Annotated in this window: 22 protein-coding genes; 15 read left to right on the top strand and 7 right to left on the bottom strand. The window is 59.5% G+C overall.

The genetic code is table 11. From position 1 onward, the window contains the following. Positions 1-286: 286 nt before the first annotated feature. Positions 287-1,174 (bottom strand): AAA family ATPase, encoded by an 888-nt coding sequence (locus tag JCM12296_RS20730; protein WP_246804643.1) that lies wholly within the window; start codon positions 1,172-1,174, stop codon positions 287-289. A 54-nt stretch (positions 1,175-1,228) separates the two neighbouring features. Beyond that, positions 1,229-3,316 carry an elongation factor G gene (gene fusA / locus JCM12296_RS20725; RefSeq protein WP_054697472.1) on the bottom strand — a complete coding sequence of 696 codons (2,088 nt, stop codon included), beginning with the start codon at positions 3,314-3,316 and terminating at the stop codon, positions 1,229-1,231. A 438-nt stretch (positions 3,317-3,754) separates the two neighbouring features. On the opposite strand from fusA, the gene JCM12296_RS20720 reads away from it, so the two are divergent. Both JCM12296_RS20720 and JCM12296_RS20715 read left to right on the top strand, forming a co-directional pair. Continuing rightward, positions 3,755-5,836: a PAS domain S-box protein gene (locus JCM12296_RS20720; protein ID WP_054697469.1), complete on the top strand. Its 2,082-nt coding sequence runs from the start codon at positions 3,755-3,757 to the stop codon at positions 5,834-5,836. Between the two features lie 18 nt (positions 5,837-5,854). Beyond that, a complete protein-coding gene (locus JCM12296_RS20715) occupies positions 5,855-6,721 on the top strand; it encodes an NUDIX hydrolase (RefSeq protein ID WP_054697467.1) in 867 nt (288 codons plus the stop codon). Between the two features lie 58 nt (positions 6,722-6,779). Here JCM12296_RS20715 and JCM12296_RS20710 read toward each other — a convergent pair whose 3' ends face one another. Then, positions 6,780-7,166, bottom strand: a complete 387-nt coding sequence (locus JCM12296_RS20710) for a hypothetical protein (protein WP_054697464.1) — start codon at positions 7,164-7,166, stop codon at positions 6,780-6,782. Positions 7,167-7,442: 276 nt separating this feature from the next. On the opposite strand from JCM12296_RS20710, the gene JCM12296_RS20705 reads away from it, so the two are divergent. Genes JCM12296_RS20705 through JCM12296_RS20690 form a run of 4 tightly spaced genes read left to right on the top strand, consistent with a single transcriptional unit; the run spans position 7,443 to position 9,354 of the window. Further along, positions 7,443-8,132: a methylenetetrahydrofolate reductase gene (locus JCM12296_RS20705; RefSeq protein ID WP_054697460.1), complete on the top strand. Its 690-nt coding sequence runs from the start codon at positions 7,443-7,445 to the stop codon at positions 8,130-8,132. Beyond that, positions 8,105-8,509 carry a hypothetical protein gene (locus JCM12296_RS20700; RefSeq protein WP_054697457.1) on the top strand — a complete coding sequence of 135 codons (405 nt, stop codon included), beginning with the start codon at positions 8,105-8,107 and terminating at the stop codon, positions 8,507-8,509. Before JCM12296_RS20705 ends, JCM12296_RS20700 begins: the two co-directional genes overlap by 28 nt. Next, positions 8,476-9,009, top strand: coding sequence for a methylenetetrahydrofolate reductase C-terminal domain-containing protein (locus JCM12296_RS20695; protein ID WP_054697454.1), 534 nt, complete (start codon positions 8,476-8,478; stop codon positions 9,007-9,009). The genes JCM12296_RS20700 and JCM12296_RS20695 overlap by 34 nt, the downstream gene beginning before the upstream one ends. Before the next feature lie 33 nt (positions 9,010-9,042). Continuing rightward, positions 9,043-9,354: an MTH1187 family thiamine-binding protein gene (locus tag JCM12296_RS20690; protein WP_054697452.1), complete on the top strand. Its 312-nt coding sequence runs from the start codon at positions 9,043-9,045 to the stop codon at positions 9,352-9,354. On the opposite strand, the gene JCM12296_RS20685 is transcribed toward JCM12296_RS20690, so the two are convergent. The 3 genes from JCM12296_RS20685 to JCM12296_RS20680 form a co-directional block, all read right to left on the bottom strand. Next, a complete protein-coding gene (locus JCM12296_RS20685) occupies positions 9,345-9,530 on the bottom strand; it encodes a hypothetical protein (protein ID WP_054697449.1) in 186 nt (61 codons plus the stop codon). The genes JCM12296_RS20690 and JCM12296_RS20685 overlap by 10 nt on opposite strands. A 304-nt stretch (positions 9,531-9,834) precedes the next feature. After that, positions 9,835-10,188: an aminotransferase class III-fold pyridoxal phosphate-dependent enzyme gene (locus tag JCM12296_RS47860; protein WP_281492093.1), complete on the bottom strand. Its 354-nt coding sequence runs from the start codon at positions 10,186-10,188 to the stop codon at positions 9,835-9,837. After that, complete coding sequence (locus JCM12296_RS20680) at positions 10,152-11,240, bottom strand: aminotransferase family protein (protein ID WP_281492092.1); 1,089 nt, start codon at positions 11,238-11,240, stop codon at positions 10,152-10,154. The genes JCM12296_RS47860 and JCM12296_RS20680 overlap by 37 nt, the downstream gene beginning before the upstream one ends. Positions 11,241-11,445: 205 nt before the next feature. Between JCM12296_RS20680 and JCM12296_RS20675 the strand changes: the two genes are divergently transcribed. The 9 genes from JCM12296_RS20675 to ftsY all read left to right on the top strand — a co-directional run bounded on the left by JCM12296_RS20675 (position 11,446) and on the right by ftsY (position 21,477). Further along, positions 11,446-11,940: a cyclic nucleotide-binding domain-containing protein gene (locus JCM12296_RS20675; protein ID WP_054697444.1), complete on the top strand. Its 495-nt coding sequence runs from the start codon at positions 11,446-11,448 to the stop codon at positions 11,938-11,940. A gap of 154 nt (positions 11,941-12,094) precedes the next feature. After that, positions 12,095-13,294: an ornithine--oxo-acid transaminase gene (gene rocD, locus JCM12296_RS20670; RefSeq protein ID WP_054697441.1), complete on the top strand. Its 1,200-nt coding sequence runs from the start codon at positions 12,095-12,097 to the stop codon at positions 13,292-13,294. Between the two features lie 183 nt (positions 13,295-13,477). Next, positions 13,478-14,395, top strand: a complete 918-nt coding sequence (gene argF, locus JCM12296_RS20665) for an ornithine carbamoyltransferase (protein WP_054697436.1) — start codon at positions 13,478-13,480, stop codon at positions 14,393-14,395. An 82-nt stretch (positions 14,396-14,477) separates the two neighbouring features. After that, positions 14,478-14,702 (top strand): amino acid kinase family protein, encoded by a 225-nt coding sequence (locus JCM12296_RS45140; protein ID WP_246804641.1) that lies wholly within the window; start codon positions 14,478-14,480, stop codon positions 14,700-14,702. Between the two features lie 174 nt (positions 14,703-14,876). Further along, the gene (locus JCM12296_RS45135) at positions 14,877-15,341 is read left to right on the top strand and encodes an amino acid kinase family protein (RefSeq protein WP_246804640.1); all 465 of its coding nucleotides are present in this window, start codon (positions 14,877-14,879) and stop codon (positions 15,339-15,341) included. 115 nt (positions 15,342-15,456) lie between these two features. Next, the gene (gene pyrB, locus JCM12296_RS20655; protein ID WP_054697433.1) at positions 15,457-16,392 is read left to right on the top strand and encodes an aspartate carbamoyltransferase; all 936 of its coding nucleotides are present in this window, start codon (positions 15,457-15,459) and stop codon (positions 16,390-16,392) included. 226 nt (positions 16,393-16,618) lie between these two features. After that, on the top strand, positions 16,619-17,548 hold the full coding sequence (locus JCM12296_RS20650) for a chromosome segregation SMC family protein (RefSeq protein ID WP_054697430.1): 930 nt from the start codon (positions 16,619-16,621) through the stop codon (positions 17,546-17,548). Beyond that, positions 17,545-20,247, top strand: a complete 2,703-nt coding sequence (smc, locus tag JCM12296_RS20645) for a chromosome segregation protein SMC (protein ID WP_054697426.1) — start codon at positions 17,545-17,547, stop codon at positions 20,245-20,247. The genes JCM12296_RS20650 and smc overlap by 4 nt, the downstream gene beginning before the upstream one ends. Positions 20,248-20,364: 117 nt before the next feature. Further along, complete coding sequence (gene ftsY / locus JCM12296_RS20640) at positions 20,365-21,477, top strand: signal recognition particle-docking protein FtsY (RefSeq protein WP_083456358.1); 1,113 nt, start codon at positions 20,365-20,367, stop codon at positions 21,475-21,477. 165 nt (positions 21,478-21,642) lie between these two features. Here the strand turns inward: ftsY and JCM12296_RS36785 are convergent. Beyond that, positions 21,643-21,821: alpha-hydroxy-acid oxidizing protein (locus JCM12296_RS36785; RefSeq protein WP_172684011.1), on the bottom strand; the 179-nt coding region annotated here is incomplete at its 5' end.

Here is a 21,821-nt window from a genome sequence, read left to right as displayed (position 1 = left end):
CAGTGTTAAGTTTTAAGTATTAAGTGTTAAGCGGTGGATCGGATCCGTTTGGTTAACAAATTGGCAGTATTCCTTTCCTTAACACTTTAAACTTTACACTTAACACGAACCCTCCGGCGATTTGGTTTATGCGATACTTGCTTAATCAAAAATCACTGGAGCTTTCTGGAGAACCGAATAAAACAAAATGGCCGCGATGCCTTTAGCGGGCATTGCGGCCATTTGATGGGTAACACCGCCACCGCCGGAGGAATGCTCGGCGATGGCATGGGGTCTTTTGCGTCATTTAAGGACTCTGGATCAGCATGGTGGACGGGTCGAGCAAGTGGGGGTTGGCCGGGTCGTCGCCCATCCCGCCCTTCAAGCAGCGGATGTGGATCTTTTTCTCGTCGGGCTGAAGTTGGATGACCGTGTCGAAAAGATCGGCCACCGGTTCCAGCTGGATCGGCAGGCCGCTCTCACCTGGTGCTTCATGGCGGTGGGTGGTAACGGTAAACCACAGGTGCAGCCGGTCTTTGACCGAGAAGGTTTTCAGATCGGCAAGCGGTGTTTTCAGGCTGTCATCAAAGGGCAACCCATCGATGATGACCATGTGCGGATTAAAAATCTGCTGCTCGGTGAGATCCTTGACCCGTTCTTCCAGTTTGGGCACGCTGAAGCCCTCGACCTTGAAGGTCATGATGAAGCGGTTCATCTGGATGGATTCCCACAACTCCTTGATCTGGCGGACGTGATACTGGTGGGCCAGGCCGTTGAGCACCTCCTGGTACCACAGGTTCACTTTCTCCACCGGGTCGTTCAGGCTCACATGCAAGACATTCTTCTGCTGCAGCATGGTGTTGAGGGCCACCTGAACGATCAAGGCGGTCTTGCCCACCCCGGCCCGGGCCAGGACGGCGCCAAAGCCCCCTTCGGGAAGGATCGATTCATTCTCGCGGCCCATCAGCCTCAGGGGGTTTCTGAGGATCAGGTCGTTTTTAAGCATCTTCAGGTTCCTCTCGCGTAACTGGATAATCCTTGATCGGTCATACCGCCGGGTGAAATCGACGATACGCCGTTGATTCGGCCTTTCGGTCCATTCTGCGGCCTCGGATGCGGGATGATGGGTTTGGGCCCGTTGCCGGGCAGGCGTCCATGGGTCCGCATCTTCTCCGATGGTGGTGACCGATCCCATCTTGCTCCTTGGCGACCTTCCACCTCTCACTGGCGGGAGATCGAATCGGGGTGATCAGGCAACGCGCTTTTTCTCTTCCTGCCGTTTTTTGGCGATCTCCTCGGAAATGCTCTGGGGGACCTGCCGGTAGGTGGCGAATTCCATGGTGAATTGGGCCTTGCCCTGGGTCAGGGAGCGCAGCACCGTCGAATAGCCGAACATCTCGGACAGGGGCACCTGGGATTCGATGACACACATGGGGCCCTCTTCCTGGGAGCCCACGATCATGCCGCGACGCTGGTTCAAGGAGCCCATCACGGATCCCTGATATTCGGTGGGCGTCTCCACGGCAACCTTCATGATCGGCTCGTGAATCACCGGCGCGGCCTTGGCGTACCCTTCCAGGAAGGCGCCCCGGGCAGCCGCCTGGAAGGCCATTTCCGACGAGTCCACGCTGTGGGACGCGCCATCGTTGATCACGACCTTGACGCCGGTAACGGGAAATTCCATTTTGGGTCCCTTGGCCAGACAGTTGCGGAAGCCCTTTTCACAAGCCGGAATGAATTGGGTCGGAATGGCCCCCCCGGTCACCTCGTTGACAAAGAGGAAATCCTCACCGTCCAAGGGCTCCATGTATCCGGCCACGCGTCCGTACTGCCCGGAGCCACCGGTCTGTTTCTTGTGCGTGTAGTTGAACTCGGCCCGACGGGTGATGGTTTCGCGATAGGCCACCCGCGGCGCGCCGGTGGTGACCTCGGCCTTGTACTCCCGCCGCATGCGTTCGATGTAGACTTCCAGGTGCAACTCGCCCATGCCGGAGATGATCGTCTCGCCGGTCTCTTCGCTCACATAGGTACGGAAGGTGGGGTCTTCCTTGGAAAACCGGTTCAGGGCCTTGGACATGTTGATCTCGGCCTTGTTGTCCTTGGGGACGATGGAGAGCGAAATCACCGGCTCGGGCACGTACATGGAGGTCATGGTCAGGTTCACCCCCGGATCGGTAAACGTGTCACCCGAAGCGCAGTCAATGCCGAACAGGGCACCGATGTAGCCGGCGGAGATGGCTTCGATATCCTCCATCTGGTTGGCATGCATGCGCACCAGGCGGCCAATCTTGACCTTGCGGCCCGTGCGTACGTTGATCACCGTATCGCCCTTGGCCAATTTACCCTGGTAGACACGGATGTAGGTCAGCTGACCGTATTGTCCATCCTCCAGCTTGAAGGCCAGGGCCACGGTGGGGGCCTTCGGATCGGAAGTCAAGGCCACCTGGGCCTCCTCCCGGTCCAGATCTAGGGCATGATTCTCCACATCCCCGGGGCAGGGCAACAACTGGGTAACCCCGTCAAGCAGCGGTTGGACGCCCCTGTTCTTGTAAGCCGACCCCATGAACACCGGCGTGATCTGACGCTGCAGGGTGCCCTTGCGGATCGCATCGAGAAGCAGTTCATCGGAAATCGGAGCCTCTTCAAGGACGGCTTCGGTCAGTTCGTCCGAAAACATGGAGGCGGCGTCGATGAGGGCTTCCCGCTTTTCGGCGGCCAGATCCGCATGGGTTGCCGGAATTTCTTCGACGCGGATGTTTTCACCGTTGTCACCGTCGAAGTAAATGGCTTTCATGCTGACCAGATCAACGACGCCCGCGTGGTCGGCTTCCAGGCCGATGGGAATCTGCATGGCCACGGCGTTGTGACCCAGTTTCTCCTTGAGCTGCGCGATGACGCGAAAAGGGTTGGCGCCGCTGCGGTCACATTTATTAATGAAGGCGATGCAGGGAACCTTGTAGCGTTTCATCTGCTGGTCCACGGTAATGGACTGGCTCTGCACCCCGCCCACCGAACAAAGCACCAGAATAGCACCATCCAGAACCCGCAGGCTGCGCTCCACCTCGATGGTAAAATCCACATGGCCGGGGGTATCGATAATATTGATCTCGTGTTTTTTCCATTCGCAGTAAGTCGCGGCCGAGGCAATGGTAATGCCGCGCTCTTTTTCGAGCTCCATGGAATCCATGGTGGCTCCCACCCCATCCTTGCCCTTTACATCGTGAATGGCGTGGATCCGCTTGGTGTAAAACAGGATGCGTTCCGTGAGCGTGGTTTTGCCTGAATCGATATGCGCACTGATACCGATATTCCGAATGTTGTCGATACGTGTTGCCATGATTTCCTCTGATGCTGGGCGTCGGCCCGGCCGCGTGGCGGCACTCGTTTTGATTTAGTTGGTTGACTTCAATTAAAAATGACAAAAAAAAAGATCCCGCATTTGGCAATGACCGCACCAGATGGGGGACCTTCGACTATCGATCAGCTTGCTGGTGGCGCTAATATAGTGTTGACCCAGCCGATGTCAACAGAAAACGTGCGTCCTGATCGGATTCTAACAATCCCCATGATAGCAATCTCCGGGTTGACCTGGACGCCCCCGGCCGACAACAAGGGAAAAGGGGGACGCATCGCGCATCAACCCCGCAATACTGCGTCGATGAAAACCACATGTTGACGAAACGGGGTCATCCGTTTTATGAAAAGATGACATGAATGTTGCGATAACCCACGCAAAACAGCCGCTTATCAACATTGACCACAAATGACGCACACCTTGAGCATCGATGATTTAACCGCAGAGAATCGGTCTCTTCGCCAGAAGCTGAAAGCCCTGGAGGAAGAGCGGGAGGCATGGCGCAAGGTCCAGTTCATCGCCAATGTCGCCGACCAGCTGCTCACCATGATCGATCGCAACTATACCTACGAAAGCGTCAATCAGGCCTATTGCCGTGCCCGGGGCCAGCGACGGGATGACCTGGTGGGCAAGTCCGTGGCCGAGGTCTGGGGCCAGACCCAATTCGACGAGATCATCAAGCCCAAGCTCGACATTTGTTTTTCCGGGCAGGTCACCAGTTCCGAAGATTGGTTTAAATTCGACGGCCGGGAGTTGCGTTGCTATCAGGTCACCTACAACCCCTACCACAACCATCTGGGCGAAATCACCCATGCGGTGGTGGTGACCCATGACATCACCGATCGCAAGCGTGCTGAAAACGGGATGAAGCAGGCCAACGACCGCCTGGAACGACGGGTCCAGGAACGTACCGAGGCCCTGGAACAGGCCAACGCCCAACTGCGCAGTGAAATCGAGGAGCGCAAACGGGTGGAGAAGGCCCTGCGTGACAGTGAGAATCGCTACCGCTCGGTCTCCCGGGACATGCCGGCCATGGTCTGCCGCTTCCGGCCGAGCGGCCAACTGACCTTTGCCAATCTAAGATTTTACCAGCAGTACCGGATCACCGACGAGACACTGGCCGGCACCAACATCTTCGACTTTTTCTCATCCACCGAACGTCGGCAGATGGAAAAACGGCTCAAGTCCCTGCGCCCCGACAAACCGATGGTCACGTATGAGCAGCGTACCCAAACGCCGGGTGGCGAGACGCTCTGGCGCCAGTGGACCGACCGTGCCCTGTTTGACGACGACGGCACCCCCATGGAGTACCAGAGTGTCAGCATCGACATCACCGAGCAGAAAAACGTGGAGCGCAAACTCCAGCAGGCACAAAAAATGGAAGCCATCGGTACCCTTGCCGGGGGTATCGCCCACGACTTCAACAATCTGCTCATGGGCATTCAGGGCAACATCTCCCTGATGTATCTGTCGATCAAACCGCACCATCTGCTTTATGAAAACCTGCGCAGCGTCGAGCAGTTGGTCGACAGCGGCGCCAATCTGACAAGGCAGCTATTGGGTTTTGCCCGCGGCGGGAAATACGTGGTCAAGCCGGTCAATCTCAATACGGTGGTGTCCGAAACCGCCGCGCTGTTCGGCCGGACCCGCAAATCGGTTCGGATCCATGAGCATCTTGCACCGGATATTCGTTTGGTCGCCGCCGACCGAGGCCAAATCGAACAGGTTCTGATCAATCTCTACCTCAATGCCTGGCAGGCCATGTCGGAAAAAGGGGATCTTTACCTCTCCACCCAAAATGTCGCCATCGACGAAAATTTCGTCAAATCCTTCAAAGTCAGCTACGGGGACTACGTCCGCGTGTCGGTGACCGATACCGGCAGGGGCATCGACCCGGCCATTTCCCATCGCATTTTCGATCCCTTTTTCACCACCAAGGATTTCGGCAGCGGGTCGGGTCTCGGGCTGGCCTCGGTATTCGGCATCATCAAGAACCATGATGGGATTGTCGATTTCGAAAGTGAACCGGACCGCGGCACCACCTTCAGCATCTACCTGCCCGTCTCCCAGGAACCGGTCAGGGAGCCGGCAAAGCCACCGGTCGGCATTCTGAAGGGACCGGAAACCATCCTGCTGGTGGATGATGAACCTTACATTCTCGACGTGGGCGCCAAAATGCTCAAGAAGATGGGCTATACCGTGATCAAGGCCGCCTGCGGCGAGGATGCGATGACTCAATTCAGCCAGACCCAACAACGGATCGATCTGGTGATTCTGGACATGATCATGCCCGATATCGGCGGTGGCGAAGTCTTCGATCAAATGCGCAAAATCAAACCGGATGTCAAGGTACTGCTGGCCAGTGGCTACAGCATGGGGGATGCGGCGGAAATCATGGAGCGGGGTTGCAATGGATTCATCCAGAAACCCTTCAACATGGAAAAACTCTCCCACGCCATCCGCTCCGTCATCGATCACGGCCACCACCAACCCGTCAGCTGAAAGGATCGTCGTTCCACCATGACCGCGGCACCCCTGGGGTATTTCCCCGCCAGCCTATCGGCCACACTGATTCTCGCCCGCCAGTCAAGCGGCCCCATCGAAACCTATCTGTTGCGCCGTAGCGGGAAGAGTGCCTTCATGCCGGGCAGTTATGTCTTTCCCGGGGGACGGGTGGATGCCGATGACATAGATGTGGATTTCTGGCAAGCGCACATGGATCTGCCCGCGGACCGGCTCTCCCTGGCCCTGGACGGGCCGCTGGAACGCCGCCTGCCCCTGGCCGTGGCCGCCATCCGCGAAACCTGGGAGGAAGCCGGCCTGCTGCTGGCATCCCCGAACGGGCATAGCGCCGGCATGCCGCCGAGAACGTCCGAACCGCCGGTCTTCTCGCAGTGGATCCAGGCCCTCGATTTGAGGCTCTGCCTCTCCCGGCTGGGCCGTTGGAGCCGCTGGGTGACCCCGCAGGTCCTGCGCCACCGTTTCAACACCTACTTTTTTCTGGCCGCGGTGGAAGATGGCGAGACGTGTCAGCCGGATGGCCGGGAGGTCGTCGATGGTCTCTGGATCACCCCTTTGGCGGCCCTGGCGCGAAACCTCGCCGGCACCTTGCCGCTGAGCCCGCCGACCCTGGTGACGCTGCACCAATTGCTGGCCCATGACGATCTGGAAGGCTTGGTCGAACGAACCCGGCGTCAACCCTGGCCGCCGGTGATCCTCCCCCGGTGGCTGCCCTTGGAGGAGGGTGCGATTATCATCGAGCCCTGGGATCCGGCCTATGGCGACCCGCACATCACCATCGACCTGGATCGCATGGAAAACGATCTTTTGCCGGTGGGCGCCCCCTTTTCCCGGTTGTGGATCCACAAAGCACTGTCGGCCGGTTAAATCCCGTCCGGAAGCCTGCATTTGTTGAATGTCGCTCCCCCTGAATGCTGCCCCTTGGTTATTGTGGCTGGAGGGAAATCTTGCCGGAACTGGCGGCCAGCAGCCGGAAATAGCGGGATCCGATGAAAAATCCCTCACGGGCGGATTTTTCCGGAATGTGGAGGGGGTATGCGTAGTGCGGATCCAGTTCAAGAATGAAAAGGTCCAATTGCAGGTCGCCGTCATGTCGGCCACGATAGACGATCCGGTTGCCATCTATTTCGGCGGCGCGGTTCTTGGTCAACTGGATTGTCGCAGCCGATGGCCTCGCATCGGGGGAAGTGCCCCGGTATGGGGCCGGGGGAAGGCTACCGGCCCATAAATACCAGACGCATCCGAGGAAAAAGAGGCCACTGGTGAGAAAAAACAGAACTATCGGCCATTTGTTTGCATTGGTGGAATCCACGTCAGGTGTCACCTTTCTGCTCGGTCGGGGGAGTGATCCAGCGGGAACGAATGGACCAGCTTAGAAGTCGTGCGGATCTTTTTTCAAGCCTAATTTTTGACGGCTTCGTAAAAAGCCCAATATCGGCGTTACGCGTATCCTTCGTCACTGCGACGTACGCCCAGTACGCCTCCCTCCTCAGGATCCGCAAGCCTTGATCTTGGGCTTTTTACGAAGCCGTCAAAACGGCAACTTTTTGCGATACCATCACTTTGTGATCGGGAGGAATGATCGCCTATGTTACGTGTTTTTCAGAACGACATTTTGGATCCGGAGCAGTTTGTTGTCACCCTCGAACTCGTGCCCGGCCGGGAATCCACCGGCCGAGCCGTGGATACGGTCATGGGGATCGCCAGGGATGCTTTCAACGACGGTCGCATCTCGGCGGTCTCCATCACGGACAATCCCGGCGGCAATCCATCACTAAGCCCGGATGCCATCGGCTACCGCATCTTTTCCATCGGAATGGACGTCATCGTCCACTTCACCTGCCGCGATATGAATCGCGTGGGCATGGAGAGCCGGGCCCTGCAGCTGGCCATGATGGGCATGAAAAACATCCTGGCCCTGACCGGTGACTACGCGGGCAAGGGGTTTGGAGGTCAAGGCGCACCGGTCTTCGATCTCGATTCGGTCAACCTGCAGATCATGCTGATGATGATTGGCCAGCGCATCAACGCCGCCGGTGATCCGGATGCCTTTTTCACCGGCTGCGCGGTCTCTCCCTTTAAGAAAACCGAAGGCGAATGCGTGGCTCAGTATGCCAAAATGAGCCGCAAGATCGCCGCCGGCGCGCAGTTCGTGATTACCCAGTTGGGCTACGATGCCCGCAAGTTCATGGAGCTGATCCAGATCCAGCGGCATATGGATCTCGCCGTGCCAACCTGGGATCGGTGTACGTGCTCACCCCCAGGGCGGCCGAGTTGATGAACCAGGGCCGGGTACCCGGGGCGGTGGTGACCGATACGCTGCTGGCGACGGTAAAGCGGGAGTGGCAGGATAAAAAGGCCGGCCGCGAGGCCACCATCGAGCGTTCGGCCCGGCTGGGAGCCATTCTGCGGGGCCTGGGTTACCGCGGTATCCACATCGGCGGCATCCACCGGAATTTTTCCATGGTCGCAAAAATCCTCGACCGCATGGAAGCCATCAAGGATGACTGGATCCAGTTTCTGCCCCAATTCAACTATCCCCAGCCCGGCGGTTCTATGCCTTTCGCGAGGCGCCACCGGCCGCGGCGACCACACCGGTTTTCGGCAGCCAGCATCAACCGATGCCGTTGGTCGACCGGGTGCTTTATCCCCTGATGCGCCACTCGCACAATCTCTTCTTTAATTTCGACTCCCCCCTGGCACCGGCCTACAAGCTGGCCAGCCGGGCCCTGGACAATAATATCGCCGGACGGTTGTTCATGCATCTGGCCGAACATCCGGTCAAGCGGACGTTGTTGGGCTGCCAACGGTGCGGCGACTGCGCCATTCAGCACGTGGGGTTCCTGTGCCCCGAATCCGGGTGTCCCAAACATACCCGCAACGGCGCCTGTGGCGGCAGCCGCAACGGCATGTGCGAAGTGAACCCCGACCGCCGCTGTGTCTGGTTTCGCGCCCACGCCCGCCTGGCCAGCACCGGCAATGTCAGCGAAATGTGCCATGGATGCGTGCCGCCGCGCATGTGGGAGCTGAATCACACCTCTTCCTGGCTTAACTTTCATCTCGGCCGGGACCACCAGAGCAATGGCGGTGAAATCTCCGGTTGTTGTCGCCAGACCAGCTGTCATCTGCTCCTGAGTGATACGAAGGCGTCGTGACCCCCAAACGACGGGAAGGAGGAAAACCGATTGATGAATGTCATCGCGGATCTATGTATTGTCCCCCTGGGCGTGGGCGTATCCGTCTCGACCTATGTGGCCGCCTGTGAACGGGTTCTGGTTGAGGCCGGCCTGGAAGTCAAACTGCACGCCTACGGAACCAATATCGAGGGTGAATGGGATACGGTGTTTGCCGCCATCCGGCGTTGTCACGAGGTGGTTCATGCCATGGGAGCGCCCCGGATCACCACGACCCTGAAATTCGGTACCCGCACGGACCGGGAGCAGCACATGGCCGATAAGGTGGCCAGCGTGCGGGCAAAACTCGGCGACCCTCAATCATAATCTGCCGCCACGGCGTGTCCCGGAACCCGCCGGATCCGGCGATCGAGACCGTTGCGCCGTTCCCAGTGGGTTCTTCGCTCCACCCCCGGCGGCCCGGAAATCAACACCCGCCGATCACGCACCCGTCGTCGCCCACCATTGTCGATGGCGTCCGGGTTAATGGGGTGTCGATGCATGCCTTACCTCCCGTGGGCGAAAGGATACGCGGGAAATTCTGGCAGCCTTGAGCATGCGGATGGCGGCGGGTGCGGGGTACGGATACGGGTGCGGTGGGCAGGTTCTCTTGTACGGTTCTGGACGGCGGCCTTCTTTCAAATATTAGCGGCCTTGCGTCTGCCTGTCAAAATGATTTCGCGGCGGCCCGGTCATGGTTTTCGTCAAGGTGGAGGGGTCCTTGGATGGGCCGGCAGGGAAAGGTTGACGGATTCGTAAGAAGCCCGATATCGGCGCCTGCGCGTATCCTTCGTCACTGCCAACGGTCTAAGCACCAAAAACCGCTTCAATGCCGGCTTGGGTGGCCGCCACCATGCGGTCGGCCTCCTCGCGGGTCATGACCAATGCCGGCGCATAATAAAGCGTCGTGTTGAATCCGGGCAAACTGTTGTTGGTACGGCCAAGCAACACGCCTTCGGCCTTGGCGGCATCCACCACGGCGCCCACCTGGGTCTCGCTGGGCGGCTGTTTGCTCTTTTTGTCGGCCACCAGCTCCACGCCACAGAAGAGCCCCTTGCCACGGATATCGCCCACATTGGGGTGATCGATCAGTTCCCTGAGCCGATCGAGCAGATAGGCACCCATCACCCGGCTGTTCTCCACCAGGTTCTCGCTCTCCATGATGCGGATATTCTCCAGGGATGCCGCCATGCGCCGGTGCAGCCGCCATAGGTGGAGATGTCACGGAAAAAATTGAGACGCTGACCCGGATCCGCCGGATCATTGAGAAAAATGTCGTACACCTGTTGCTTGACCACCGTGGCCGAAATCGGTTCATAGGCGCTGGCCATGCCCTTGGCCAGGGTGACCATGTCCGGATCCACGTCGAAGTGCTGGTGCCCAAAAAACGCACCGGTGCGCCCGAAACCGGCCACCACTTCGTCAATCACCAGAAAGATACCGTACTTACGGCAGATCTGTTGTAGGATGGGGAAATAGTCATCCACCGGAACGATGATGCCACCGCCGGCGGTGATGGGTTCGACGATCAGGCCACCGACGCTGTCGGGACCCTCCTTGAGGATGATTTCCTCGACGACGCGGGCGCAACGCACATCGCAGGCCGGATAGGTCAGGTCAAAGGGACAACGGTAGCATAGGCAGTGGGGAATCTGGACGAATCCCTCGGGAAACGGGCCGAAATCGGTTTTGCGCTCGGCCTGCCCGGAAGAGGCCAGCACGGCGATGGTGGTTCCGTGGTAGTCCCGGTCGCGGTAGAGAATCTTGTATTTGCCCTTGCGCTGCGGGTCGATCGTCGCGGCCTGGCGGATCAGCTTGTAGCTCTTCTCGTTGGCCTCGGAGCCGCTGTTGGAGTAGTAGGCCTTGCCCATGCGCGGGAGCAGTTGCATCAGTTTGGCGGAGAGTTTGATGGTCGGAATCGTCCCCACACTACCGGCAAAATAACTCATTTTCTTCAGTTGGGCCGCCACCGCCGCGGCGATGCTTTCCCGGCCGTAGCCCACATTGACACACCAGACGCCGCCCGAGGTGGCATCCAGGTATTCTCGTCCGCGGATATCCGTCACCGTCAGTCCCTTGCCCGAAACGATGATCATCTGTTCCTGGGTTTGGAAGCACCCATGCGGCTTGATATGATGCCACAAATAGTCCCTGTCGCCGCCGACCATTTCATCCACGGCGTAATCCAACACATGCGACAATGGCACATCCATCGTTGACTCCTTTTTCACCAACTGCGGTTGAATTGAAGGCGCACCGTTTGATGAATCCGTCACCCCTCGGTGTGGACTACTGATGTATCAGATACCAACCCACCCTTTCAAGATCGAAGGCTCCCGCATTACCGTTTGACATCGGTCACCGGCATGGGCTATCGAAAAGGCTAACCGCAACCTCTCTCGATCCGGAGATCGCCCCGTGACATCACCAGCTGCCTCTCAAAATCTGCTTAAACAGGCCATCATGGACTGTCTGGCAAGTATTCCCATCTTCGCCCAACTGGACACGGATCAACTCAATCGGGTCAGTGAGCATATGCATGTCCTGCGTCTGGAGCCCGGTGGCATCGTCTTCAATGAGGGGGATCCGGGAGAGGACATCTGTTTTGTGGTCGACGGCACCCTGGACGTGCTGAAACTCGCCAACGGCCAGCTCGAGCAGAAGATTGCCGTCAAGGCACCGGGCGGATCCATCGGCGAAATGGCCATCATCGGCCAGTTCCCGCGAACGGCAACGGTCAAGGCGCGCACTGCCGCCACCTTGTTAACCCTCTCGCGCCAACACTTCGATCAGATCTGCGAGGCGCACCCGGCCATCGGTGTCAAGATCCTCAGGGCCATGGCCCGTCTGCTCAGCCAGCATCTTCGGGATACCTCCCAGGAACTGCTCGAAATGCTCTCTCCCTGCGGCTGATCGACACGTCCGCAACCGTTGCCGATGGTTCCGCACAAGATCGGCCGATAGGATCATGCCGCGGCCGTGCAATCTGCAGCGCCCGATATGGCTTTGAACCGCACCATGAACCGCCCATCGCCGGCCGAGGCGCCGGCGCAAAAGGAGGTATACCATGCAGCCCCAGGCCTATCTTGATCTTGAAAACCAATACGGGGCCCACAACTACAAACCCCTCGACGTGATCCTGACCCGGGGCCAGGGGGTCTGGGTCTGGGATGTAAATGGCAAAAAATACCTGGATTGCCTGGCCGCCTACAGCGCGGTCAATCAAGGCCACTGCCACCCGAAAATCATGGCGGCGATGATCGAACAGGCTAAGCGACTGACCCTTACCTCGCGGGCTTTCCGCAACGACCAGCTGGGACCCTTTTATCAAGAAATCTGCGAGCTGACCCACTCGCACAAGGTGCTGCCCATGAACAGCGGCGCCGAGGCGGTGGAGACGGTCATCAAGGCCGTGCGCAAATGGAGCTACCAGGTCAAGGGCATCCCCGCCGACCAGGCCGAGATCATTGTGTGTGCCAATAATTTCCACGGCCGCACGATCACCATCGTGGGGTTTTCCACCGATCCCACGGCGCGGTCCGGCTTCGGTCCCTTCACACCGGGTTTCAAGGTCGTTCCCTTTGGGGATGCCGCGGCCCTGGAAGCCGCCATCACCCCCAACACGGCCGGTTTTCTGGTGGAACCGATCCAGGGCGAAGCCGGGGTGATCATCCCGCCGGCCGGTTACCTCAAGGCGGCCCGGGAGATCTGCGACCGCCATCACGTGGTACTGATCCTGGACGAGATCCAGACCGGCCTGGGACGCACCGGGCGCCTTCTGGCCGAGGCGCACGAAGACATCGAAGCCGATCTGACCCTGGTGGGCAAGGCCCTTTCCGGCGGCTTCTACCCGGTCTCGGCGGTGCTTTCCAACAAGGCGGTGCTGGATGTGCTCCAGCCGGGTGAGCACGGTTCGACCTTTGGCGGCAATCCCCTGGCCTGTGCCATCGCCCGCACGGCCATGCGCGTGCTCACGGAAGAAAAGATGATTGAAAACGCCGCCGAAATGGGGGATTATTTCCTTGCCGGCCTCAAACAGATTCAGAGCCCGTCCATCAAGGAAGTGCGCGGTCGCGGCCTGATGATCGCCATGGAGCTGGTTCCCGAAGCCGGCGGTGCCCGAGCGTTCTGTTATCGGCTGGCCGACAAGGGCATGCTGTGCAAAGAGACCCATGAGAACACCATCCGGTTCGCCCCGCCGCTGGTCATCACCAAGGATGAGGTGACCTGGGCATTGGAACAGATTGATGCGGTGATGCGCGGCTAAAAAAGCTTGTTTAAAAACCCTGTCTAAGGCCCGCTACCGGTGTTGGAAAACGGCTCAAAATGCTCACATACGCGGTGTATGCTCCGCTTTCGAGCCGTTTTCCGCCTTGTTATCAGGCCTGATCCAGGGTTTTCAAGCAAGCTTTAAATGGGCCTAAATTTGATGAAGAAGGAGATTTGCCCCGTGAAACGTGATTTTCTGCATATTACCGATTTCAGCGCCGATGAGATTCACGCCACCTTCGCCCTGGCCAAGGAGGTCAAGGCACGTTTCAAGCGGCGTGAAGACTACAAGCCCTTCAAGGATCACAGCATGGCCATGATCTTTGCCAAACCCTCGGCACGCACGCGCATCTCCTTCGAGACCGGCTTTTTCCGCATGGGCGGCCATGCCCTTTACTTGGGACCGTCGGACATTTCCATCGGCAAGCGCGAGGCGGTCAAGGACATCGCCCGGGTGATCGCCCGCTATAACGACGTGATCATGGCCCGGCTTTTCGACCACGCCCACGTGCTCGAGCTGGCCGAATATTCCGGCGTGCCGGTAATCAACGGCCTGACCGACGACAACCACCCCTGCCAGATCATGGCCGACATGTTCACCATTCTGGAGCACCGGGGCCACCTCGATGACCTCAAGGTGGTCTACGTGGGCGACGGCAACAATATCGTGCACTCCTGGCTGCGGCTGGCCCAGCGCCTGCCCCTGCATTTCGTCTGCGCCTGCCCGGAGGGTTACGCTCCCGACGCCAAAACCGTTGCCGATACCCAGGCGGCCGGCCTGTCTCAGATCGAGATCCGCCACGATCCCAAGGCGGCGGTCAAAAACGCCGACATCGTTTATACCGACGTGTGGGCCTCCATGGGTCAGAAGGATCAGGCCGAGGAGCGCAAGGCGCGCTTTAAAGGCTTTCAGGTGGACAGCGCACTGATGGCCGCCACCGGCAAAGAGAGCCTCTTCATGCACTGCCTGCCGGCCGAACGGGGGGTGGAAACCACCGACGCCGTACTCGAATCCAAGACGTCGATCATCTTCGACGAGGCGGAAAACCGCATGCATGCCCAGAATGCGATTTTGCTGAAAATCTGCGGGAAGGCCTGATGCCCAAAACGATTGCCCGCAAGCCGGTCCTGCTGGTCGCCCTGGGTGGCAACGCCTGATCCGCAAGGGCCAGGGCGGTACCGTGGCGGAGCAATTCGCCAACCTGACGGTTCCCATGGCCCAGATCGCCGGTCTATCAAAGGACTATCGCATCATCATCACCCACGGCAACGGTCCCCAGGTGGGCAACCTGCTTTTGCAGCAGGAGTGCTGCGCGGCGGTTCCCCGCCTGCCCCTGGAGATTCTCGTGGCCCAGACCCAGGGGCAGATCGGCTACATGATCGAATCCACCCTGGACGAGGCCTGATGGCCATGGGCGTCAATGACCATCCGCTGGTCAGCCTGATCAGCTATGTGGTGGTCGACCCAAACGACCCGGCATTCCAGCGGCCGGACAAACCCGTGGGGCCGGCGTTCACCCGCGAAAAGGCCGCCACCCTGCCCTACCCCCACGGTCGAAACGCCCAAGGGCCATCGCCGCGTGGTCGTTTCCCCCAAGCCGGTGACCATCGTCGAGAAGCGCGAGATCCGCACCCTCATCGAGGCCGGCTTCATCGTGATCTGCTGCGGCGGGGGCGGCATTCCGGTGGTGCGTGCCGGCCGTACCTTCGACGGGGTGGATGCGGTGATCGACAAAGACCTGGCCAGTGCCCGCCTGGCCGCCGAAGTGGGCGTGGACCTGTTCGTGATCGCCACCGACGTGGCGGGGGTGGCCCTGAATTTCGGCAAACCCGATCAACGCTTCCTGAAACGCCTGGATTCCGAAACCGCCGCCCGCCACATCGTCGAAGGCCACTTTTCGGCCGGTGCCATGCTGCCCAAGGTGGAGGCGGCGTTGCAATTCCTTGACGCCGGCGGCCGCCGGGCGGTGATCACCCACCTCGAATCGATCACCGAGGCGGTGGCCGGCACGGCCGGTACGGAATTCGTGCGGCCGGCAGCATGATCGATGCTCCGGCTCATCGGAGTCACCTGCCTCCGACGATTCCCCGGATATCAAGAAGAACGGATCATCAGAAACCGATTCCTTTACCCATACCCACCCCCAAAAGGAGCCTGTCATGTCTGCCTTTCCTTTGAATCATATCGTCGAATCCCAGCAGTTTGACCGCCCTTTGCTGGAGACGGTGTTTCGTACCGCCGACCAGATGAAGGCCGATCTGGCCGGTGAACACCGCTTCGCCAAGGCCTTGGACGGCTGCATCATGGCCTCGCTGTTCTATGAGCCCTCCACGCGAACGCGCTTTTCCTTCGAGAGCGCCATGCTGCGTCTGGGCGGGTCGGTGATCACCACCGAAAATGCCCGCGAATTCTCCAGCGCCGCCAAGGGGGAGAGCCTGGCCGATTCCACGCGCATCATGAACGGCTACGCCGACGTGATCGTCATGCGCCATAACGAGGCCGGCAGCGCGGCCCGGGCGGCGGAAATATCGCGCATTCCGGTGATCAACGCCGGTGACGGGGCCGGCCAGCATCCCACCCAGGCGCTTCTGGACCTGTATACCATCGCCGATGCCTTCGCCGGCATCGACGGCCTCAAGATCGCCATGGTCGGCGATCTGCGTTACGGTCGCACGGTGCGCTCCCTTGCCTACCTCTTATCCAAGTATGAAAATGTCGAAATCGTCTTCGTCTCCCCACCGGTCTGCCGGATGGAAGGCGATATCAAGGCCTACCTGGAAAAAAATCAGGTTCCCTGGCGTGAAGAGACCAATCTCGACCGGGTGACCCCCGAAGCGGACTGCATCTACATGACCCGCATCCAAAAGGAACGCTTTCACGATCCCGAGGATTACCAGGCCGCCGCCGGCAGGTATATTCTCACCCCCCAACGGGTGAAAACGATGAAACCCGACGCAATCATCATGCATCCGCTGCCCCGGGTGGACGAAATTCCCAAGGATGTTGACGACGATCCCCGGGCGCGCTATTTCGAGCAGGCCCAGAACGGTCTTTATATCCGCATGGCCCTGCTCTACCTGCTATTATCCAAATAATCACCGGTTCCCGGCGGCCCCATAACCCGATGGGCGGGGCCGCCGAAAGGCGCTCAAGGCCCGCCCACTTTCGATCTTCGATTAAATTGAATTTCCACCACATATAGTGGACAAACCCATCCTTATCCACGCCCAATTGTGCTTTTTTCTTTACAACCCCCGACCCTGATGGTATCTACTGATTCAACTATACCCCATATATAGGGGTAGACAGACACGACCACCCATGAAATTAAAAAAACTCGACATCGTCGGCTTCAAATCCTTTTGTGAAAAGGCCACCATCAACTTCCCGGCGGGCATCTGCGCGGTGGTCGGGCCCAATGGCTGTGGCAAGAGCAACGTGGTCGATGCCCTACGCTGGGTCATGGGCGAGCAAAGCATCAAGCAACTGCGTGGCAAGGACAGGGAGGATATCATCTTTTCCGGCGCCAATGGTCGTCCGCCGCTGAACCTGGCCGAGGTATCCCTGACCCTGGTCAACGACAACGGCGGCATGCCCGAGGAGTACCGTGATTTCAGTGAGGTCATGGTCACGCGCCGGCTTTACCGCAGCGGAGAGACGGCCTACCTGATCAACAAACAACCCTGCCGGCTCAAGGATATCCACAACATCTTCATGGGCAGCGGTGCCGGTGCGCGCACTTACGCGGTCATCCAGCAGGGCAACATCGGCGCCATCACCGACGCCGGACCGGATGAACGCCGGGTGTTCATCGAGGAGGCGGCCGGCGTCACGCGCTATAAAATGCGCAAGACCGAAGCCCTGCGCAAGGTGGAGGCCACCAACCAAAACCTCTTGCGCGTCAAGGACATCATCACCGAAATCGACCGTCAGATGGCCGGCCTGAAACGCCAGGCCCAGAAAGCCGAACGGTTCAAAACGCTCAAGGCCGAAGCCCGCCAGATCGACGTCCGGCTCCTGCGCTACCAGGACGACGACCTGCGCCGCCAAATGAACGACACGGCTTCGATGCTCACCGTCCTGCGAGACGAAGCGCTGGGTCAGAACACCCAGTTGAAAAAAATCGACGCGGCCATCGAAGCGATCAAGTTGCGTCGTTTTGAAAAAGATCGCGATATCGCTTCCCAGAAATCCCGCAAGTTCGAGATCCAGCGCAAGATCGACCGCATGGAGCCGACCTGGCCCATTTGAAGAGCGATCGTGAACGGCTGGAGCGCGAAGTGACCGAACTGGAAGCGGCGCGCACCGACCTTGCCGCCAAAAACGGCACCATGGTGGGCGAAATCGACCAGGTGCAGCAGCAACACGCCGCCCTCAACATCCAAACCGCCGAGTTGCGCGAGGCGATTGCCCGCGAAAACGCCGATTCGGCCGCCCTGCGCGGAACCGTCGACAGCCTGAACCAGGCCATGGAGACCGCCAAGAGCGAGCTGATGAGAATGGTCGCCGAAGAGGCGCGCGTGAAAAACAGCCAGCAGAATGCGGCCAACAATCGCGAATCCCTCAAGCGCCGCCTGCGCCGCATCGACGAGGAGACCGCCCTGGCAGAAAAGGCCGTCCGCGAGGCCGGCACCCGCCGCGAGACCGCCGATGCCGAACTGCAGCAGGTCAAAAACGACATCCGCGACCTGGAGGATCGGATCGGGACCTTGAAAACCGAATTAAATGGCGCCATCGCCGATCTCTCCGCCCAGGTCAAGACCACCCAGACCCTGGAGATGGAACGAAACAAGGCCCGCAGCAGCCTGGTGGCCCTGAAGAAAATGGAAACCAACCTGGACTGGTACAAGGACGGCGTCAAAGCGGTGCTCAAGGCCGCCCGCGAAGCAGCCCCTGACCCTGGGACCGGGACCGGGACCGGCCAGGCTTCCCTGGGCGGCATCGTCGGGCTCCTGGCCGATGTCATCGAGCCGGCACCCGGTTGGGAAACCGCCGTGGAAGCAGCCCTGGGCGAATCCCTGCAGTACATCCTGGTACAGGATCAACCCGCCGGCGCGGCAGCCATCGACCATCTGCAGCAAACCCAGGCCGGCCGTTGCGGTTTCATTCCCGTGGGTGCTGTTCGCGGTCTGAACGACCGCCCGGAGAAACGCCCCGACCCCGATCAGCGATTGTTGAATCACGTCACCGTCAAGGAAGGCTTTGCTCCGGTGGCCGGCGCCCTGTTGGACCATGTGGCCGTGGCCGACAGCCTGGCCAGCTCCCGCGAGATCCACAATCGCAACGGCCGGGTGCAGACCGTGGTTACCCAAAACGGTGACCTGCTCTCTCCTCAGGGGGTCATGATCGGCGGCAGCCCGGAGAAGCTTTCCGGTATCCTGGCCAAGAAACAGGAAATCCGCGCCCTGGCGCTGACCTGCGAGCAGTTGGACCACCAAGCCGAGGAGGCCCACCGAACCCAGGCGGAGATGGAGGCGCGGGTCCGAGACCTTGAAAAACGGCACCAGGAGACCATCGCCGAAAAAAGCCAGGCCGCCCAAGAGGCCATGGAGGCCGAAAAGGCCCTTTACCGTGCCGACGAAGACCTGAAGAACGCCCGGCGCCATCTGGATATCGTCCGCCTTGAGCAGGAACAGCTCATGGGGGAGGAGATGGACCTGGACGATGAGATTCAGCGCACCAACACCCTGTTGGAAACCATCGCCGGCGATGTCGAGGCGGCGCAAACGCGTGTGTCCCAAAGCTCGGCGCGCATCGATGATACCGCCCGGCAGCTGGAGGCCTATAATCAGCGGATCGTGGACCTGAAACTCAAACTCACCTCGGCCAGCGCCAATCTGGACAATTGCGCCAGTACCCTGAGGCGGCTCAAGGATTTTCAGGCCGACGGCATCCGCCGGATGGAGCAGCTGAGCACGGATATTGCCGCTAAAACCGAGAAGATCGACGGCTCCGGCAAACGCAACGAAATTCTCACCCGCGATCTGGCGGCCCACTACACGGCCCTGGCGGAGTTGGACAGCCGGCTGAGCGAAGACGAGAAAACCTTCAGCGACATCGATGCGCGCCTCAAAGCCAGCGACGCCCAGATCAGCGAGATCCAGAATCGACGCGAGGAAGTTCAACAAAAGATCCGTACCCTGGAGATGGACCTGGCCGAAAAACGGATCAAGCGGGAGAACTTGGAAAACCGCTGCCAGGAGTATTACCACTGCGCGATTGCCGAGCTGGAGCATCCCGGTTCCGACGAACCGGACGGCCATGCGCCCGACGCCGCCGAATGGGAGAAGCGCCTGGCCGACATCCGGCAAAAGCTTGCCACCATCGGCGATGTCAACCTTGAAGCCATCCGCGAATACGAGGAACAGAAGGAACGCTTCGATTTTCTCTGCGAGCAACGCGACGATCTGGTCAAGGCCATCGACGGCCTGCATCGGGTGATCCGCAAAATTAACCGCATCACCCAGGAGCGCTTCATGGAGACCTTCAATCAGATCAATGAAAAATTACAAGAGGTCTTCCCGCGCCTGTTCCAGGGTGGCAGCGCGCGTCTGGAACTGACCCAGCCCGACAATCCCCTGGAGACCGGCGTGGAGTTCATGGTTTCGCCGCCCGGAAAGAAGCTGACCCGCATGAGCCTTCTCTCCGGTGGAGAAAAGGCCCTGTCGGCAATCAGCTTCATCTTCTCCATTTTTCTACTCAAGCCGGCCTCCTTCTGTCTCATGGACGAAATCGACGCCCCCCTGGACGAGGCCAATGTCCTGCGTTTCAACAACCTGATGAAGATCATCGGCGAGAAGTCGCAGATCATCATGATCACCCACAATAAGAGCAGCATGGAATTCGCCGATACCCTGTTCGGTATCACCATGGAACAAAAAGGCCTTTCCAAGGTGGTGTCGGTCAACCTGGATCGCAAAGACGACTCCCGGTCCCTGACCGCCGCATAACCTCGCCGCGTATCTCATTGATAAAAAATTGTGATCAGGCTTGCAATAAACGGCCCATACGGCGTAGTAAGAGCACAAATCAATGGACTGCCGACGAATTCGTCTTGAAGGAACGCCATGGCACTGAATTGGTTCAAGAAAAAAAAGGATACCATCGAAGCTGCCGATCCATCGGCGGCCGGCACGCCACCGGAAACGGACAAACCGGCGGAAGCCGCATCCGCAACGATCGCCGAGGACGATCGGACCGACGCGGCCCCCCCGGAGACCGATACCGGTGAAGCCACCGCAGCAGCGCTGACGGACGCGGATTCCGGGAAGCCCGCTTCCGGACTCTTTGCCCGTCTTAAATCAGGACTTTCCAAAACCCGCCAGATCCTCACCACCGATATCGACGATCTGTTTCTGGGCAAGAAACTGGTGGACGACGACATGCTCGAGGAGCTGGAAGAGCGGTTGATCACCTCGGACATGGGGGTTCAGACCACCTTGGCGATCATGGAAAAGATCTCCAAGCGACGCGCGCGCATCGCCGGTGCCGACGAGCTGAAAAGCGCCCTCAGGGAAGAAATCCTGGCCTATTTCGAGGCACTGCCCGAGGCGCCGCCGGTGGCCGCCACCCGCCCGCACGTGGTCATGGTGGTGGGCGTCAACGGCGTGGGCAAAACCACCACCATCGGCAAACTGGCCGCCCTTGAGGCGCGCAGGGGCAAAAAAGTCCTCATTGCCGCCGCCGACACATTCCGGGCCGCCGCCATCGAGCAGATTGCCATCTGGGCGGAGCGGGCCGGGGCGGATATCGTCCGCCACAAGGACAACGCCGACCCGGCCGCCGTGGCCTTCGACGGCATCGATGCGGCCATTTCGAGGGGCAGCGACATCGTCTTCGTGGATACCGCCGGCCGTCTGCACACCAAGGTCAACCTCATGGAAGAGATCAAGAAAATCCAGCGCACCATCGCCAAGCGACTGCCTGAAGCACCCCACGAGGTGCTCCTGGTGCTCGACGCCACCACCGGCCAGAACGCCCTTTCCCAGGCCAAGATGTTCGACGAGGCCTTGGGGATTACCGGGATCGCCCTGACCAAGCTGGACGGCACGGCCAAGGGCGGCATCGTGGTCAGCATCTGCAACAGCCTGAATATTCCGCTCCAATATATCGGGGTGGGCGAAAGCGTGGAGGACCTTCAGGAATTCGAACCCCAGCGGTTCGTCGACGCGCTGTTTTAGCGTACCATGTTTTAGCGTACCAGGATTGATGAACTCGTAAAAAGTCGTATTTTCGACGGATTCGTAAAAAGCCCGAGATCAAGGCTTGCGAATCCGGAGGAATGAGGCGTACTTGGCGTACGCCGCAGTGACGAAGGATGACGCGTAACGCCGATATCGGGCTTTTTACGAATCCGTCAAGATTGCCGGATCGACATCCGCCACCGATGCAGTCCCGGTCAGCACCATGCACTGCTCCAGCTCAAGCATGATCTTGTCCAGGTACTGCTCTACCCCGGTTTTCAGGCCGCCCACCGCCGCCACTGAAAACGGCCGGCCGATCATCACCGCGTCGGCACCGAGCG

Origin of the sequence: Desulfosarcina cetonica JCM 12296 (assembly GCF_001311845.1) — a bacterium.
In the GTDB taxonomy this organism is placed as follows: domain Bacteria; phylum Desulfobacterota; class Desulfobacteria; order Desulfobacterales; family Desulfosarcinaceae; genus Desulfosarcina; species Desulfosarcina cetonica.
The sequence above is the reverse complement of the archived record's forward strand: the minus strand, read 5'-3'. Positions and strand labels throughout refer to the sequence as shown.